At 64.3% G+C, this 18,127-nt stretch carries 13 protein-coding genes; 7 read left to right on the plus strand and 6 right to left on the minus strand.

The annotated features are described in order from the left end of the window. Positions 1 to 15: 15 nt before the first annotated feature. A complete protein-coding gene (locus IPP90_03595) occupies positions 16 to 1,053 on the minus strand; it encodes a hypothetical protein (GenBank protein MBL0169804.1) in 1,038 nt (345 codons plus the stop codon). A gap of 110 nt (positions 1,054 to 1,163) precedes the next feature. Between IPP90_03595 and pruA the strand changes: the two genes are divergently transcribed. Continuing rightward, positions 1,164 to 2,798 carry an L-glutamate gamma-semialdehyde dehydrogenase gene (gene pruA, locus IPP90_03600; GenBank protein ID MBL0169805.1) on the plus strand — a complete coding sequence of 545 codons (1,635 nt, stop codon included), beginning with the start codon at positions 1,164 to 1,166 and terminating at the stop codon, positions 2,796 to 2,798. A gap of 6 nt (positions 2,799 to 2,804) precedes the next feature. On the opposite strand, the gene IPP90_03605 is transcribed toward pruA, so the two are convergent. Next, the gene (locus tag IPP90_03605) at positions 2,805 to 4,328 is read right to left on the minus strand and encodes an arylsulfatase (GenBank protein MBL0169806.1); all 1,524 of its coding nucleotides are present in this window, start codon (positions 4,326 to 4,328) and stop codon (positions 2,805 to 2,807) included. Positions 4,329 to 4,396: 68 nt separating this feature from the next. Here IPP90_03605 and IPP90_03610 point away from each other — a divergent pair, with 68 nt between their 5' ends. Then, positions 4,397 to 5,335 (plus strand): PhzF family phenazine biosynthesis protein, encoded by a 939-nt coding sequence (locus tag IPP90_03610; GenBank protein ID MBL0169807.1) that lies wholly within the window; start codon positions 4,397 to 4,399, stop codon positions 5,333 to 5,335. On the opposite strand, the gene IPP90_03615 is transcribed toward IPP90_03610, so the two are convergent. Then, entirely contained in the window at positions 5,319 to 6,617 is a 1,299-nt protein-coding gene (locus IPP90_03615) for a GGDEF domain-containing protein (GenBank protein MBL0169808.1), read from the minus strand. The genes IPP90_03610 and IPP90_03615 overlap by 17 nt on opposite strands. A 113-nt stretch (positions 6,618 to 6,730) precedes the next feature. Beyond that, complete coding sequence (locus IPP90_03620) at positions 6,731 to 9,319, minus strand: hypothetical protein (GenBank protein MBL0169809.1); 2,589 nt, start codon at positions 9,317 to 9,319, stop codon at positions 6,731 to 6,733. 257 nt (positions 9,320 to 9,576) lie between these two features. On the opposite strand from IPP90_03620, the gene IPP90_03625 reads away from it, so the two are divergent. Further along, positions 9,577 to 11,211 carry a peptidase dimerization domain-containing protein gene (locus IPP90_03625; protein MBL0169810.1) on the plus strand — a complete coding sequence of 545 codons (1,635 nt, stop codon included), beginning with the start codon at positions 9,577 to 9,579 and terminating at the stop codon, positions 11,209 to 11,211. Continuing rightward, entirely contained in the window at positions 11,208 to 12,431 is a 1,224-nt protein-coding gene (locus IPP90_03630) for an aminotransferase class I/II-fold pyridoxal phosphate-dependent enzyme (GenBank protein ID MBL0169811.1), read from the plus strand. Before IPP90_03625 ends, IPP90_03630 begins: the two co-directional genes overlap by 4 nt. Before the next feature lie 24 nt (positions 12,432 to 12,455). Here the strand turns inward: IPP90_03630 and IPP90_03635 are convergent, their stop codons facing one another. Next, positions 12,456 to 13,652 carry a metallophosphoesterase gene (locus tag IPP90_03635; GenBank protein MBL0169812.1) on the minus strand — a complete coding sequence of 399 codons (1,197 nt, stop codon included), beginning with the start codon at positions 13,650 to 13,652 and terminating at the stop codon, positions 12,456 to 12,458. A 129-nt stretch (positions 13,653 to 13,781) separates the two neighbouring features. Here IPP90_03635 and IPP90_03640 point away from each other — a divergent pair, with 129 nt between their 5' ends. Continuing rightward, positions 13,782 to 14,435, plus strand: a complete 654-nt coding sequence (locus tag IPP90_03640; protein ID MBL0169813.1) for a hypothetical protein — start codon at positions 13,782 to 13,784, stop codon at positions 14,433 to 14,435. Here the strand turns inward: IPP90_03640 and IPP90_03645 are convergent. Then, positions 14,432 to 15,739 carry a Zn-dependent hydrolase gene (locus tag IPP90_03645; GenBank protein MBL0169814.1) on the minus strand — a complete coding sequence of 436 codons (1,308 nt, stop codon included), beginning with the start codon at positions 15,737 to 15,739 and terminating at the stop codon, positions 14,432 to 14,434. The two genes, IPP90_03640 and IPP90_03645, sit on opposite strands and share 4 nt — an antisense overlap. On the opposite strand from IPP90_03645, the gene IPP90_03650 reads away from it, so the two are divergent. Next, positions 15,725 to 15,868 carry a hypothetical protein gene (locus IPP90_03650; protein ID MBL0169815.1) on the plus strand — a complete coding sequence of 48 codons (144 nt, stop codon included), beginning with the start codon at positions 15,725 to 15,727 and terminating at the stop codon, positions 15,866 to 15,868. The two genes, IPP90_03645 and IPP90_03650, sit on opposite strands and share 15 nt — an antisense overlap. Before the next feature lie 18 nt (positions 15,869 to 15,886). Then, positions 15,887 to 18,118: a carbohydrate binding family 9 domain-containing protein gene (locus IPP90_03655; protein MBL0169816.1), complete on the plus strand. Its 2,232-nt coding sequence runs from the start codon at positions 15,887 to 15,889 to the stop codon at positions 18,116 to 18,118. Positions 18,119 to 18,127 lie beyond the last annotated feature (9 nt).

Raw genomic sequence — 18,127 nt, forward strand, 5'->3', positions numbered from 1 at the left:
AGACTGCCGATGTCGCTATCTCACTCTGGCGCGCCGGGTCCTGAACACCGGGGCGCCGCCGGTCACGGGCACCTCGCTCCATCCCTCCACCACGGCGCGCCCGCGCACCGCTACGTACGGGTCGTGGGCGACGGCCGTGGTGCCGCTGGCGATCATGCGTTCCTCGAACAGATGCCCCGCGACGCGTGAGACGGCGAGCCCGATTCGCGGACGTGCACCGCTGTTGGGATCTTCGTACGCGACCGCCACCACGTTGCCTGACGCGGCGACGCGTGCTGCACCCAGTCGATCGCCGTACACAATCGCCACCGGCGGCTCAAACGCGGCGCGGGGATCCATTTGATGCGCATAGAAAACACCGGCTCCCTCGGGTCCCACCAGCACGTACGCGACGTGCACGTAGCCCAGCAGGTCATCGACCACCAGTCCGGGGGCAGGACGCGCGCACCCGGCGGCACCTCGCTCCGCGGCGCGCGCGTCGCCAGGTCCTTGGTCAACCGAATCGATGACAATCGGACCGCGCCACGGTCCAAGACGACCTTCGGCGGGGATCGAGTCCCGCCATGCCGCCTGCAGCCACACTCGGCTGTTGGCGCGACGCGACCACCACACCGCTACACGACCGCGACCGGGAGCCAGTGCAATCCGCAACGACCGTACACAGCGGGCCGAGTCGGCAGGTGCATCACCGTCGCCGAGCGACGCTTGCGTCGCCATGGCCATGTTCATCACCGGCATGAGCGCGGCGCTCGGGACGCTGTCCTTCGCCTCTGGCATCGCCAACAGCGCTCGCGTGATCAGTGTCGCCGCGCCTGCCTCGCGCATGAGGTCCTGAACGAGCAGGAATTCCGCTTGCGGAGTCCCGTCATTCATGGTCGAATCGATCGGGACGATCGGCGGATGGGCGAGCGGGGAGGGCGCCGAGGAGTTCTCGGAATCGGCATCCACCCATGAGACAGCTGGCTGCTCACAGGCGGTAGCGAGGACCAGCGCGGCGGCGGCCAGCGAGCGCGTGCGGAGGCCGCGGCGAATCTGCAGGGACATTTCAGCCATGGGCGAAGGGTACTACATGGATCGCGTGACGCTAGCTTTGTGAAGTCCGACGCAGAGGCGATTCGAGGCCACCGTCGGGCCCATTACCCTGGCCCCTCCGGAGAGTTCTGATGTCTACTGCCGCCTTCGATGGCACGCGTCGCGTGCCGCCCGCTGTCAACGAGCCCGTCCGTTCCTATGCGCCGGGTTCGCCCGAGCGCGCCTCGCTGGTGAAGCGCCTTGAGCGCATGGCGGCGGAAACCGTGGAAATCCCGGTGGTGATCGGCGGGAAGCGCATTCATACTGGCGACACCGGCACGGTGACCATGCCGTGTGATCACGGGCACGTGCTGGCGACGTACCACAAGGCCACGCGCACCAACGTGCAGGAGAGCATTGCCGCGTGCGCCGCGGCGCACGCTGATTGGGCCAGTTGGCGCTGGGAAGACCGCGCCGCCGTGTTCCTGCGCGCCGCCGAACTCCTGACCACGACGTGGCGCGACACGCTCCTCGCCGCCACCATGCTGGGCCAGGCCAAGACGGTGCATCAGGCGGAGATCGACGCGGCCTGCGAGCTGATTGATTTCTGGCGATTCAATGCGCAGTTCGCCCAAGAGCTGTACGGCGAGCAGCCGAGTTCGGACCATTCGATGTGGAACCAGCTGGATTATCGGTCGCTGGAAGGATTCGTGTATGCCGTGACGCCCTTCAACTTCACGGCGATCGCCGGCAACCTGCCGGGCGCGCCGGCGCTGATGGGCAACACCGTGCTCTGGAAGCCGGGCGCCACCGCCATGCTGTCGTCCTGGTACGTGTACTTGTTGCTGGAGGAGGCTGGCCTGCCGCCGGGCGTCATCAACTTCGTGCCTGGCGATGCCGCGACGATCTCCGACATCGCGCTCAATCACCGCGACCTGGCGGGTGTGCATTTCACGGGCTCGACCGGCGTGTTCAACAGCATGTGGGAGACCGTGGGCAAGAACATGAACACCTATCGTTCCTATCCGCGCATTGTTGGCGAAACGGGCGGCAAGGATTTCATCGTGGTGCACCCCAGCGCCGATCCGCAGGCCGTGGCCGTGGGCATCGTGCGTGGCGCCTTCGAGTATCAGGGACAGAAGTGCTCGGCGGCGAGTCGCGCGTACGTGCCCAAGTCGATGTGGCCCGATGTAAAGGCCCGCTGTCTGGCGATGATGAGCGAAATGAAACAGGGTGACGTGCGCGACATGAGCAACTTTGTGGCAGCCGTGATCGACAAGAAGGCATTCACGCGTATCAAGGGCTATCTGGACGACGCGAAGAAGAGTGCCACGATCGTGGCCGGCGGCGAGTGCGACGACTCGAAGGGCTGGTTCGTGCAGCCAACCATCGTGGAGACAGCCGATCCCACGCACCGCATGTTGTGCGAGGAGATTTTTGGGCCGGTCATCACGGTGCACCCGTACGAGGATGCGCAGTGGAGCGAGATTCTGCGCATCGTGGATCAGACGTCACCATATGCGCTGACCGGTGCGGTCTTCTCTCGCGACCGCGCCGCCGTGCGCGAGGCGTCGCTGGTGCTCCGGAATGCCGCCGGCAATTTCTACATCAACGACAAGCCGACCGGTGCGGTGGTGGGCCAGCAGCCGTTTGGTGGCGCGCGCGGGTCGGGCACCAACGACAAGGCGGGTTCGAAGATGAACCTGTTGCGTTGGGTGAGCGTGCGCACGGTCAAGGAAACGTTCGTAAGCCCGTTGGACTGGAAGTATCCGTTCCTTGGAAAGTAGGAAGTACTACCGACTCTTTCCCGGCGCACAGGTGGTGTAATTCACCGGATTGCGCGCTCTCGCGGCCGAGTCAACCACGAAGTTCCACGCCGGGATGCGGGCTGGTGTACGCAGCGACGACATCAGCCCGGTCAGACGCGCGACGACCGTTGGGTTCTGCACCGCAACGTCATGATACTCACTCGGATCGGCCTCGAGATCAAATAACTGTACGGGTGCGGGGGCCGGTGTTCCCGTACCCAGTCGTACCGCCTTCCACCGGCCGTCGCGCACGGCCTGCTGACCGCCGCACACGCCGTGATGTTCCCAGTACATGGGTGTGTGCATGGTCGCCTGACGGCGGCCCAGCAGCGTTGGCGCGAATGATACGCCGTCAATCGTCCCGCGTATGCGCGCCCCGCTGAATTCCGCCAGCGTGGGCAGCACGTCCCAATTGGCGGCAACCACGTTGGTGGTCGTGCCCTTGGGGATGCGGCCGGGCCAGCGAGCAATGAACGGCACGCGAATACCGCCCTCGTACACGGCGTCTTTGAGTCCGCGCAGATCGGCCACGCTTTCAAAGAACCTGGGGTCGACGCCACCGGTGTAGGTGGTGCCATTGTCGCTGGTGAACACCACCAGCGTGGTGCTGTCCAGCTGGAGCTCGCGCAGCAATGCCATCACCTGCCCCACATGCTTGTCCATCCGGCTGATCATGCCGGCGTAGGCCGCCCGCGGTCGGGGATGTGGCAAGTAGCTCTGCTTACCAAGGTACGGCGTTTCCGGAAAGTCGTACGCGGCCAGTTCTTCGTCGGGCACCTGGAGCGCCAGGTGTGGAATCGTGAACGCCAGATAGAGAAAGAACGGTTTCTGGCGTTGGGCGCGAATGAATCGCAGGGCTTCCACGGTCATCAGATCGGGCGCGTACGCGGTGCCCTTGTACGCGTCGTAGGCCCCCGGATCGGTGGGCACGCTGTCCAGCTTTTGATGCGGCGAGAAGTACTTCTGCGGCAGCGTGTCCCAGACTTCGTTGTGCCAGAGGTGCGACGGATAGTGGTTGTGCGCCTGCTTCTGGTCGAGATAGCCGTAGAACAAATCAAATCCGTGGCGATTGGGCACGCCTTCCGAACCCGGTCCGCCGAGACCCCACTTGCCGACGATGGCGGTGGCATAGCCACGCGCTTTCAACACGGTGGCGATGGTTTGTGTGCCCGCCGGCAAGGGGTACTGACCTCGCTCCTCACTGTCGAGATATCCACCCAGTTCGAAATTTCCCCGCACCGGTGCATGACCCGTGTGCAATCCTGTCAACAACGCCGAGCGTGAGGGCGCGCATACCGGGCTGCCACTGTAGAACTGCGTGAATCGCATCCCGTCGCGGGCAAGCAGATCGAGGTTCGGCGTATGGATCTTCTGCTGACCGTAGCTCCCGAGCTCGGCCCAGCCAAGGTCGTCGGCCATGATGTAGATGATGTTGGGCGGTCGCTGGGCCTGTGCTGGAGCGACGACGAACATCAGCAGCGCGAGGGGTACGGTGAAGCGTGGACGCATGCGCCGTAAGTGAGCACCCGCAACGCGACCTGACAACCCGGGGGGCGATCTGGCGCTACATTTTTCCCATGCCACGACTCCGCTATGTCACGGCCGATGTGTTCACCTCGGCCCCGTTCACGGGCAACCCGCTGGCCGTCGTTTTCGGTGCCGATGCGTTGCCGACCGAAACGCTCCTGTCCATTACGAAGGAGTTCAATTACTCCGAGACGGTGTTCGTGTTTCCTCCGGACGATCCGTCACATACCCGCCGCGTGCGGATCTTCACACCCGAGGGAGAGTTGCCTTTTGCCGGGCATCCAACGGTCGGCACTGCGCACGTGTTGGTGGCGCTGGGCGAGGTTCCGGCCGATGGGACGAGCGTGACCGTCGTGCTGGGAGAGGGCGTTGGCCCGGTGCCGGTGCGCGTGCGGATCGACCACGGCGTACCGGTGCATGCGCAGCTGACCACCGCCATGCTTCCCGAGGAGCGCGACGATGTTCCGACGATTGCGCAGCTGGCGGACATTCTCTCGTTGGCGCCGGGCGATTTCGTGGGCGGTGCCCACTCACCGCGCGCAGTCACCTGCGGCATTCCCTGGCTGATTGTGCCGCTGGCATCAGTCGATGCCGTGCGGCGCGCGCGGATCCGCATGGAACCGTGGGAGCGCGATCTGGCCGGACGGTGGGGCGCGTGGCCGTTCGTGTTCGCGATGACGGACGGGAACGTGGATCGTTCGACGCCGGCTCATGTGCACGGGGTCGACATTCGCGCGCGCGCGTTCCTGCCGGGTGCGGCGGTGCCGGAAGATCCGGCCACCGGCTCCGCCAATGCGTGCCTGGCCGGCTATCTGGCGGCACGCACGCCGCGCGATGGCACGTTGCAGTGGGAAGTCGCGCAGGGTGTGGAGATGTCACGCGCCAGTCGACTGTCCCTTGAAGTGCAGAAGTCGGCGGGGGGCATCGAGGCCGTGCGCGTGGGAGGGGCCACGGTGCTGGTTAATGAGGGGACTATGCGCGTTCCGTAAGTACCGAGGCTGGTTTGGGCGGAACGGCATCGTCTCCGGGTTGTCCCAGCCGCAGTGCGTCCAAGCCATGCGACCAGAGCACCACGCGATTGCGCCCGCTGCGCTTGGCCGCGTACAACGCTTCATCCGCGCGAGCACGAAGGTCCTCGGCGATGTCCTCGTTCGTCACGACGTCGGCCACGACCCCTATGCTCACCGTCACCGCGATTCGTTCGTCGGGTTCACCAAACGTGCGTCGCCGGAATGCCTCGACGATGCGGAGCGCGAGATGCTGGGCGCCAGCCATTGAGGTGTTGGGGGCCAGGATGACGAACTCCTCTCCGCCCGTGCGCGCCACCAGATCTCCCGCGCGGGCGTTGGCCCGCAACAGTTCACCGGTCTCGACGATGACACGGTCGCCGGTCAGGTGCCCGTAAGTGTCGTTGATCTGCTTGAAATGATCGAGATCGATGGACACCAACGCGAGATCCGTACTCGTTCGCGCGGCACGGGCCAGTTCGCGTCGGTAGTGTTGCTCAAAACCGCGCCGGTTGGCGCAACCGGACAACGGGTCATTGAGCACGATCGAGGCCAGCTGGGTGCGCATCCGGTTGTAGGCGCGGCCCACCACCGTGAGCGCATCGGGGCGTGCATCCGCCGACACGTCGTATTCGTTGGTGAAATCACCGTCCTCGGCACGCTCAAAGATGGTGACCAGGGTGGCCAACCGCTGATGCAGGTTGCTCTGCACGATGGTCACGAGCATGGCACCGACACCGAATATCCCGAGCGTGATCAACGCCTCGGCCCAGGTGACGTCACCGGCGTGCCGGATGGCAATGTCCACCAGCAGCAGGTAGCTGGCCGCGATGGCCAGCAACATGAGCATGGCGGGCGCGCGACCGAAGTAGACGTGCGTGAGCTGCAGCGAAAACAATGCCACGAGCAGTGCGCGATGATAGTCACGCGCATCGGCCAGCAGGAATACCAGCCAGAAGACGACCGCGAGATCGGCGACGACCATCAGGGTGGACATCGTGCGACCAGCGCGTCGCGTGCGGCGCACGCGCGACCGGATGGCCATCACCAGAATCACGTACAGCACACTGACCAGTCCCAGCATCCAGTCAGCGGCGTCGCGGCCAATGGTGACGGCCGCGACCGGCGACAAGGACAGTACGCCGGCCGTGCGCAACGTGACGGCAACGACGCTGCCGAGGAGTGCGAGCGAGACACGATAGCCGGTCTGCCAGAGCAGCACGTCGGCGTTCGCCTGTTCGGAGCGGGGACTGTCAGGGACCATGCGCGGGGATGCGAGTGCGCCGGCAAGTGATGCTCTCTCGGCCAAGCATAACACCCTGTCCCGTCAGGCGTGAGCGCCCCGCCGACGCCGTCGTGCTTCGCGTGCGCCTCGGACTACAACGGCGCCTCGAGGTACAGGTCGGTCCGCCACCGCTTGTAAGGATACAATCCTCGCGAGAGGTCGACGCGGAACAACCCGTCGAGCAAGCCCAGCCCGATGCCCGCCCCGCGCTGCGGCTGCGTTTTCCCAATGGCCGTCCGACTACCGGCCCAACCGACATCGTAGAACGCCACCGGTCGGAACGCGCCACGACGCGTGCCGATCTCGCCGCGGGCCAACCAGAACGCGTCACCCGATTGCGTGCCGGCAATCTGACCACGTACCGAGCGCAGGCCACCCATATACCAGTTGCGTTGCACCGGCACGCGGCCGATTGAACTTCCGATGCTGCCAGTCAAGGCGGCCGCCACTCGACCAACCGGACGGGAGACGGTGCCCTCCACCGACCCGCGTCCGTATTCGAACGTGCCGGTGCCGCCCTCGAAACGCGTGGTCGTGATGAGCCGGAATCCCGCCGGATCGTTGCCGAACGCCCGAAGCCATGAACCGGCCACGCCCGTGAGTGCGATCGGTTCTGACACGATATTCTGGCGAAAGCGGCGATTGCCGAACGCGCGGGCCAGCGAGAATGTGTTCACGACATCGGTATCACCTGCGGTCCATTCGCGTTCGAGGAACAACCGATACTCGAGCGATCCGCGACGCCCCTCGCGCTTCTCACCCAATTCGACACCCATCGAGCGGTAATAGAACCCTTCGTCACGCGCGTACAGCAGCGCCGGCAGCGACGGACCCAGTGACAACGCGCCACCCCACTCGGGGTTCGCGGCGTTGAGTCGGTGATAGATGGTGCCGGTCACCGTGCGCTTGCCGTTGGAACGCGCCAGCGACAGTTCTCCGTTCGCGTGCAGATCGGCGTGCCCGATACGTCCGAGTGCGGTGGCGGTGTACCCCGAGCCCAGCACTTGCGTGGCCAGAACGCCCACCGAGAGTCCCTCCACGCGGTTGTAGTGCAGAAGGTCGGAGCCCGTACGAATGGTCGGTCGCTGCGGCGCAAAGGCCGGCTGCAACGACAGGTCAAGGGCGGCGAGGAGTTCGTCGCGACTCTTGGTGTCGAAGAGTTCTTCATCGGCCGCGTAGGCCGGCGGCAGTGACGGCGAGTTGGCCAGCTTCTTCTCGTCGCACGGCATGCTGTAGGCAATACGCAGCGCCCCCTCGTATCGCGTTTCCGTGCGCGTCCAGACGGAGTCGGTGGCACACTGGCGCCGCTTGGCGGCGGGCATGCGCGCCAATCGAATGGAGTCGGCGGTCACGCTGTCCTTGGCCGTGCGCGGCTTCCTGCTGTCGCCTCCGGCACTGACGTTGACCGTCACGTCGCCACTGGGATCATCGGCAATCGCGGTGCTGTCGCGCTTGGTGGAATCCCCTGATGCGGTGCGCGATCGCACCGCGGGCAATGGTTTCAGGCTGAAGTCGCCGTTGACGTCTTCATACGTGAATTTCTCATCGATGCGGAACGGCACGCGCATGAAGCCCAGCTGCGCCGAGGCGGTGGCACTGTTGGCACGCGGCAACCAGAACTTGCCCTGATACAATCCATACTCGACGGAGATGGCGTCGAGCTTGGCTTTGGCCGGCCGGAAGGTGGCGGTCACCCAGCCGGGTACGTCGTCCTCGTTGTTGCCGGCGCGTGCTCTGGATGCGGCGGCCTTGGCGCGTGCGGTGGAGTCTTTCACGTACAAGTCGCGTGGCAGACGAGCCCGCGCAATCGAGTCACGCACTATTGCGGACTCGCGGTTCTCCAGCGCATCAAGCTTGCTTTCGGATTGCGCCACATCCCAGATCTCCAGATCGGCCGCCATCCGGTACGCGGCGCGCACCAACTGGCCACCGTCGCGGTCAAACCAGAACGACCCGACGAAGAGACGGAACTCCGGGCGCCGCGCGGTAATGCGCAATTCGCGCACTTTGATGACGCGCCCCTCCTGCAGCTTGATGTCGACCGAATCGTTTGTCTCGTAGCGGTAGTAGTATTCTGCGCCGTGGGCCAGCGGATGAATCATGTCCCGTTCATCCACATCGCTTTTGACCATGCCAAAATCCGACGACGGAAACCAGAGCGTTTCCCGACCAGGATAGTAGGGAATGGAAATCGCACTGGCGAAATCGCCGTCCACCTTGTCGGCCATCGGGACCGTCATGCGAGAGCCAATCGGCGTCACCCACACGCCCACACCCCGTTTCCACGAGATTTGCGAGACATTATCTCCGCGAAACAACAGCTTTTCGAGACCCACATTCCGCACGCCCATGCTCACCGACATGCGCTGCGTGGTGGTCGCCCGGTATGCGGTGAGCGCGCTGTCCTGGCGGGTTCTCGCGTCGCGGGCCTTTTCCAGAATGGCGCGTGCCTCAGGTGAACCGAAGGCGGTGGCAGTTGCCGAGTCGGCCCGCAGCCGACGCGTCAGGCTGTCACCACTCAATCGACGACGGGCAATCGCACGAGCATCGCGCGACGTTTCCCGCAGTTGGGCGCGCTCGTCGGTGGACATCGTGTCTTTCGGGGGGGCCTTGCCTGCCGCCTTTGCCGGCGGTTTGGGCGGCGCGGGAGGCTGCTGCGCGGCGAGTTGGGAGCCCAGCATGGCCGCGAGCGCAAGGATCAGCGGCCCGTAGGACGCAGGTCGAGGGGAAGAAGCGGCGGCAGATGACACGAGGAAAGGCATCGGAAGGGATCATCGGTACAGCGAATCGACATACAAGGCAGGAGTCGCGGACCCCTACGCGCCAGTGACGGGAAGGGTTTCCCGACGTAACTTCGCACAGTCCACTCCCCGCGTCGCCCTGACCGCATTTTCGGAGACTGTCCGTGCCCGTCTTCCCGCGCCCCTTTCGCGTCCTCATGTCCGCCGCACTAATACTCGGCGGGACCGCTTTTCGTGCCACGTTGCCGGCGCAGGAGCCGCCCAAGCCTGCGGCGGCACCTGTTGACCCCCGTCTCGAAAAGCTCAAGGCGGAAGCCCTGACGCTGGTGGAGGCGAGATCAAAGCAGGTCCAGGAAATCGTGGACATGCTGTTCTCGTTTCAGGAGCTGGGTTTCCAGGAATTCGAGTCGCAAAAGTACCTGACCAATTTGCTGGAAAAGGAAGGCTTCAAGATTGAGCGCGGGACGGCGGGCATTCCAACCGCCTGGACGGCTCGCTGGAGCTACGGCAGCGGCAAGCCGGAGATCTCGTTGGGCTCCGACGTGGACGGCATCCCCCAGGCCGGACAGAAGCCGGGCGTGGGCTACAAGGATCCGATGATCAGCGGCGCGCCGGGTCATGGTGAAGGCCACAACTCCGGCCAGGCGGTGAACATCGTTGCGTCGATCGTGGTGAAGAAGTTGATGGAGCGCGACAAGATTCCCGGCACGATTCTGCTGTGGCCCGGCATCGCGGAAGAACAGATGGCCGGCAAGGCGTTTCTGGTGCGCGCCGGGGTGTTCAAGAACACCGACGTGACGCTGTTTACGCACGTGGGCAACGATCTGGGCGTGTCGTGGGGCGCCAGCGGTTCGAGTGCCTTGATCTCCGCCGAGTTCCGATTCAAGGGTTCGAGTGCGCACGCCGCGGGCGCGCCGTGGCGCGGACAGAGCGCGCTGGACGCGGTGATGCTGATGGGTCAGGGATGGGAATTCCGTCGCGAGCACCTGCGCCTGCAGCAGCGTTCGCACTATGTGATCAAGGATGGCGGTGATCAGCCCAACGTGGTGCCGAGTACGGCGAGCATCTGGTTCTACTTCCGCGAGCAGGACTATCCGCGCACGATGGCGCTGTTCGAGTTGGGCAAGAAGATGGCCGAAGGCGCGGCGATGATGACCGACACCAAATTGGATACGGTGATGATTCTTGGATCGGGCTGGTCGGGTCACTTCAGCAAGCCGATCGCGGAAGCGATGCACAAGAACATCCAGACCGTTGGCATGCCGAAATGGGATGACAAGGACCAGACGTTGGCCAAGGGCATCCAGAAGGAACTGGGCTCGCCGGATTTCGGACTGGAAATGCAGGTGAACAAGCAGTTGCGTGGCGCGGAAGTGCCGCTGAACTGGATGGGTGGTGGCTCGGACGACATTGGTGACGTGTCGTGGAACGTGCCCACCATCACGCTGCGCTACCCGTCCAACATTCCGGGCTTGCCGGGGCACAACTGGGCGAATGCGATTTCGATGGCCACGCCCATCGCGCACAAGGGTGCGTTGGCCGGCGCCAAGGTACAGGCGCTCACCATGCTGGACATTTTCCTGACGCCTACCGTGGTGGCCGATGCCTGGGCCTACTTCAAGGATGTGCAAACGAAGGACATCAAGTACCAGCCATTCATCCGCCCGTCGGATTCGCCGCCCACGTGGTTGAACGCCGACATCATGGCGCGCTTCCGCCCGCAGATGGTGAAGTACTATTACGATCCCACCAAGTACAAAACGTATCTCGAACAGTTGGGCATCGAGTATCCGACGGTGCGACCCCAGGCACCCAAGCCGAAGGGTCCGTGATGGGCGTAGTGGAGCAACTGGTTCCGGGTCGGCGTCAGTTCGATGGCGCCGACATCATCTTCACGATGAATGCGGCCGCACAGAAACGCGCGGCCGCCGGTGTGTCGGTGATCAATGCCACGGTTGGCGCGTTGCTGGATGATTCGGGCAAACTGGTGGTGCTGGATTCCGTGATGGCGCAGTATCGACAACTGACGCCCATGGAGATCGCGCCGTACGCCCCAATTGCCGGTGATCCGGCGTACTTGCTGGCGCTCACGCGGCGGCATTGGCCGGAGCTGTCGAGCTACGGCGTGGGTGCGGCCACACCGGGCGGCACCGGTGCGCTCGCGCTCAGTCTGCGAAATTTGCTGGAGCCGGGACAGCGCTTGTTGACCGCAGCGCCGTACTGGGGGCCGTACGCCACGCTGGCCATTGAGAATCGCGTCATGCTGGATACCGTGCCGTATCCGGCCGCCGGTGCATCGTTGGACATTAGTGTGTGGCGCGTGCGTGCTGAAGCAATTCTGCGTGAACAAGGGCGGCTGCTGTTGTGGCTGAACGATCCATGCCACAATCCCACGGGCCGCACGTTGTCCACGGGTGATCGGCGCGCACTGCTGCAGATGTTGCGCGAGGTTGCCGCGTTGGGACCGGTGACGCTGCTGCTGGACTTTGCCTATCTGGATTACGCCCGTGACCCGGCCGAGGTGCGTGCGGCGCTGGATGACTATCGCGCGTTTGGTGCCGAGGGCGGGGTGCTGGTGGCGGCGAGCTTGAGTTTGAGCAAGGCGTTCACGTTGTATGGTGCGCGCGCCGGCGCATTGGTGTTTCCGTGGTGCACGGAGAAGTCGCTGGCGGCGGCGTTGGCCACGAGTTGTCGTGGCACGTATTCCAACTGTGCGCGCGCTCCGATGAGTGTGATGTTGCGCATGGCGGCCGACGCCGAGTCCACGGCCGCGTTGGCACGCGAGCATGCGCACTGGAGCGCGGTGTTGATTGAACGCGCGGCGGCGCTGGATGCCGCGTTGCGCGCCGAAGGACTGCCGGGCGCGCCGTGGGACGGCGGGTTTTTCGTGACGATTGAGACGCCGGAGCCGATGGCGATGAGTGATCGGCTGATGGAGGAAGGGGTGTTTGTGGTGCCGATTCCGGAAGGGTTGCGGGTGGGGGTGTGTGGGTTGCGAGTGGCGGATGCGGGGCGGTTTGCGGGGGCAATCAAAAAAGTACTTAGTACTTAGTACTTAGTACCCAGTACTCAGTACTCAGTTCTTATCCAGCGGGACGAATCTTCCCTCATCAATGCGGGCGCCGGTGATCCGGTATACGGTGATACCGCTGGTGAACATCACGCCGGCGGTGGCGGTTGGGGCGACGATGGCGGCGGATTGTTCGAATCGCGTTGGTGTTCCCTCGAACCGCAGACGTTCGCGGACGTGAATGTGGCCGGCGAGGGCCAGCGGATACGGATGGTTCTTGAGTTTGGCCAGCACGTCTGACGCGTTGGACACGGTGTGTCGGAACTGGGCTTTGCCGCCGATGGTGATGACGCTTGGAGCGGGCGGCGCCTCGCTCAGGCCGTGCACGGTCTCCATCGATGAGAAGAACGGGATGTGATTGAACGTCACCACGGGCATGGCGGGTGGGACCACCGCCAGATCGCGTTCCAGCCATGCCAACTGCGCGCTGTCGACGTGGCCGTAGTAGCGCGTATCGTCGATGTCGACACTGTTCAGTCCCACGAAGTGCACGCCGCCGGCGTTGAACGAGTAGTAGTCGGGCCCGCGATAGTGTCGGTACATCACGCGGCCGTACAACGGGTGATCGGACTTCACGCCGGACTTGTCGCGTTCGATGCCAAACGCCTCGTGGTTGCCGGGGATCGTCCACACCGGGGGCCTGACCAGTGCCATTTCGCGCTGGAACAGTTCGTAATAGCCGGTGGCTTCGGCTTCGCCCACACGCAACGCGTCGCGCACCAGGTCGCCGCTGATGATGACGAACGCGGGGCGGATGGAGTCAATCAGGGCGCGCAGTCGTTTTGTGCGGGGCAACGATGCGTCGGCAATATGCGTGTCGGACGAGTGGATGAACGTGAGTGTCTGCATGACGGGCGCAGGCGCCATCGCGAAGTCAATCGGGCCCCGGTTGGACGCACTGCTGTCAATGGTCCGATAGAAGGTTCCGCGACTGGTGTAGCCATTGGGAACACTCACAAACACGACGCCAGTGGATCCCGGCCCCGGCAGATGAAATGCGCCGTCGGCGTCACTGACGACCACCTGGTCCTGGTTTGACACCGCAACGCCGCGCAGGCCACGCTCGCCGGCATCGTAGAGGCCGTTGCCATTGCGATCGACGTACACATGGCCGGAAATCGTAGCGTCGACCAGGGGTGACGACGGCGCTCGCAGTCCGGACCAGAGAACGAGGGCGAACACCGAGAGGGCTCCAACGCGCATAGGACGGTCCGTTTGAAGGTCGCGCCGATCGGGCAAATCAGCGTGATTCCCGATGGCGTAATAGTATTCGTCAGGTGGTCGGTCGGGCCACCGTTTCACCGTCGACATCTACCGTTTGGGACACACACCGTGACGGAACCCAGATACTCGGAACAGGAGTTCTCGGAAATCCTCCGGGACGCCGCCGAGCGTTCCGCGACCGACCAGCCGCAGTATTCGCTGTCGGAAATCCAGCGCATTGCAGAACAGGTGGACATCGCGCCGGAGCATGTGGCGCGGGCGGCCGCCGCACTGCCCGCGACGTCGGCCGAACGCCCATCAGTGCTGTGGGGCGCGGCGTCAGCGATGCAACTGGTGCGCCGGGTGGACGGGGTCGTGTCGACCGACCAGATCATGGACACTTTCACCATTGCGCGGCAGCGTCTCGGCCATTCCGGCGAAACGCGCGACCTGGGAGGAGGCCTCGAGTGGCACTATGACTCGGGCTACAGCAGCGCGGTGGTTTCGGTCGTACCGGGCGGGAGCGGCACCATCGTGCGCGTTGAAGGGCGCGCGGAAGGGCGCCGGTTCATCCTGTACGCCGGCGCGCTCGCCGCGGCAGTGCTCACCGGATTCTTCGCCACCAACACCGCGACACCGACCTTCAGTCTGCTGTCGGCTGTCGTAGCCTTCGTTCCGTACGCGGCGGTCGCGCGCGCCTGGTGGAATCGCTCGGCGCGCGCGATGCAGCGCGATCTGACCAGATTGGCCGATGAAGTCGCGGCGCGGCTCGGACGCGGTTAGGCCTTGTCTGCGGCGATCACCGCGTTGAGCAACACGTCGGCGCCGTGGGTGATGTCCTCGGCCTTGGTGAATTCCTTCGGCGAGTGACTGATCCCGCCGACACTGGGCACGAAGATCATGCCCATGGGCGCGATGTGGGCGATCTCCTGCGCGTCGTGGCCGGCACCACTCGGCATGCGCTGTCGCGACAGTCCGAGCGCAACGGCACTGCTCTCGATCCAGTCCATCACCTGCGGGTTGGCGATCGCCGGATTGCTGTCCGTCAGCGGCTTGAAAGCGAACGAGGTGCCGGTGGCTGCGCCGATCTGCTGTCCGAGTTGTTCAAAGCGCTGCTGAAATCGCTTGAGTTTGCCGGCGTCGAGATCCCGCAGGTCCACGGTGAGCACGACCTGCCCCGGAATGACATTGGTGGTATTCGGCAGCACGTTGAGGCGGCCCACCGTGGCTACCTGCCGGCCGGGTTCACCAGTGACGGCGTCATTGACCGCGACCGTGAACTTCGCGGCTGCCAGCATGGCATCGTGACGCTGATCCATGGGCGTGGCGCCGGCGTGATTGGCGAAGCCGGTGATCGTGACCTCTGACCAGCGCAGCCCCACGATGCCCTGCACCACACCAATCTGCAGTCCCGCCTTTTCCAGCAGTCCGCCCTGCTCGATGTGCAGTTCGAGGTAGCAGGCGATGTCGCCGGGTTTCTTCACGGCGTCCCGGAGACGGGCCACGTCGCCCCCCACGAGACCGATGCCTTCGCGAACGGTCTTGCCCGAACGCGCCACCTTGTCGAGATCGGCGTCGGTGATCTCACCGATGGCGATTTTGCTGCCGATGGTACCGCCTTCCTCGTTCTGCCACACCACCACGTCAAGGGGGTGACGCAGGCGCACGCCCTGCTCACGCAACGACCGTGCGACTTCGATCGCGCCAAACGACCCGACCGGTCCGTCGAAGTTGCCGCCGTCAGTGACGGAGTCGACATGCGACCCGATCAGGATCGGCTTGAGCGACGCATCGCTGCCGTCGAGGCGGCCGATGATGTTGCCGGCGGCGTCGATGTGCGGTACCAAGTTGGCTTGTTTGAAGAGGTCGAGCGTGAAGGCGCGTCCGGCCAGATCGGCGGGCGAGTAGGCCACGCGATTGATGCCGCCGGAGGTGCGACCGATGGCGTCGAATGCCGACAGCCAGCTATTGAGGCGTGCGCCGTTGACGTGCAGTGGTGCACGGATTCGGGCGGGGGGCGTTGGGAGCCCGACGAACGGCACGGCGGCGAGGGCGGCGGAACGCTGCAGGAATTGACGACGCTTCATGATGTGCTCACATGGGGATGGACGTCGGAAGGCGGCTCCGAGCGCCATGCGAAGGGTGTGCTGCAGATGGTCGGTCGCGAGATGAACCTAACATGCGTGGCCGCATCGTCGATGGACAGCGACACGTGACACCGCGAACTTTGTCGCATGACGATGACCCTCGACCGACGGCCCGCAATTCCATCTTCGTGGCTGACCCTGGCGGTGGCGCTTATGGTTGGTGCCTCGACCACCAAGGCGCAGATTGCGCAGGTTCCTGAGCCCACGGACGCCACACGCCGGCACCTGACCGCCCGCAAAGCCACTGGCCGTATCGTGTTGGACGGGCGCCTCAGCGAACCCGATTGGTTGGCCGCACCGGTCGCGTCGGGGTTTGTACAGGTTCGTCCGGACTATGTTCTCACCACCGACTTTCCCACCACCGTCCGCGTGGTGTTCGATGGCGAGTACTTGTATGTCGGCGCTTTCAATCGAGACAGTGCGGGACTGGCGTCGCTCCGGATGCCTGACCTTCGCCGTGATTTCGATTCGCCCGAGAGCGATGTATTTGGAGTGACCTTTGGGCCACTCGGCGATCGGCGCACCGCGTTGCAGTTTCAGGCGTCACCATTAGGGTCGCAGGCCGACGTGCAGGCGTTTGATGGCGGTGACGCGTTCAGCTTCAATTGGGATGCGTTGTGGCGCGTTCGCACGACTCGAGCCGACTCCGGCTGGATTGCCGAGATGGCCATTCCGTGGCGTTCGCTTCGATACGCACCGGGGTTGATGTCGTGGGACGTGAACTTCGTGCGAAACACGCGTCGTGTCGCGCAATGGAGTGCCTGGGTGCCGTATCCGCGTCAATTCTCATCGTGGCGGCTGACGTTTGCAGGGGTGCTTGATTCGCTGCAACCACCGCCGCCGGGCACCAATGTTCGCATTCGACCCTTTGCGCTGGGTCAGCGCTCGCGCGATGCCACGCCTGATGCGTTCAACGGTTCGTCAGGCGATGTGGGCGGCGAAGTGATCTGGGCGCCCACCGCAAACAGTTTGGTGGAAGCCACAATCAACACCGATTTCGCCCAGGCCGACGTCGATCGACAGGTGGTCAACCTGTCGCGCTTCAATGTGTTCTTCCCCGAGCGACGTCAGTTCTTCCTCGAGAACGCCGACCTGCTCAGTGCCGGTGGACTGACCGGCCGGTACGTCGTACAACCGTTCTTTTCCCGTCGTATCGGTTTGGCTGACGACGGCACATTGTTACCCATCGACGGTGGTGTGCGGTACGCGTACCGTACCGGGCGCACCACGGCGGGGGCACTCGCCATGCGACAAGCCGCGTTTGGCGGACAAGGGGCCACTACGTTCGGCGTGGCGCGCGGCAGTCAGTTCTTTGGACGCTCCACGCGACTGGGGGCCACCATGGCCATGCGCGATGGCGGCAGTGCCAGTGGCACGGTTGGCAGCACGAGCGGTCAGAACGTGGTCACCGCCTTCGATGCGTTTACGCGGCTTGGCGAGCAGATCCAGGTGAACGGCATGGTGTCCACCTCCACCGCCGGCGGTCGCACCGGACTTGCGGCCACCTACGGACTGGGCGGCGCCACACCAATGGTGACTGCCGGAATCACCGGTGCGCTGGTCACCCGTGAATATCAACCGCAAACAGGGTTTGTTTCGCGCTCGAACGTGCTGATGACCAGTCCATACGCGACGTTCACGATGCAGCCAACCTGGCGTCCGCGCAGCGTCGTATGGTTCAAGCATGGACCCACGGCCATCACCTATCAGGACCCGCACTCGTGGCAGCTGCAGGAGGGCAGCGTCTCGTACTCGGGTGAACTGCTCTTTCGAAGCGGAGCAAGCATTCTCACCGCGATCGAGCAAACCTTTCAGCGGCCGACGGTGCCGATCACGCTCTTTCCGAATGTGACGATTCCCGCAGGGACGCACGACTACTTCCGAGTGGGCGCCGTGCTCAAGAGCGACCAGAGCGCGAGTATCGCCAGTACCGCCACCGTGTTGTTGGGTGGATTCTTCGATGGGTCGCTCGACCGCGTCGAACTGGCCACGCGCTGGTCGCCCAACCCGTATGTATCGATGCGCGGGTCGTATGAAGTCAACCGCCTGCGTTCGCTGGGCATGCGCGACTCGAGCTTTGTCACGCACTTGGCCGGGCCGGAGCTCCGGGTGTTTCTCAACCCGCGCGTACAGTGGAGTGCATTTTATCAGTACAACACGGCTGTGGAGCGCGGCACACTCAACGCCCGCTTCAGCTGGGAGTTTTCGCCGCTGTCTTACGTATACATCGTGTACAACGATCGACAGGCCGTGCAGAGCGGTACCACGCCCACTGCGCGCTCACTGATTGTCAAGTTGACCTGGCTGCGGCAGCTCTGAGCGGTGTGG

The organism is Gemmatimonadaceae bacterium (assembly GCA_016720905.1).
Classification (GTDB): Bacteria; Gemmatimonadota; Gemmatimonadetes; order Gemmatimonadales; family Gemmatimonadaceae; genus Gemmatimonas.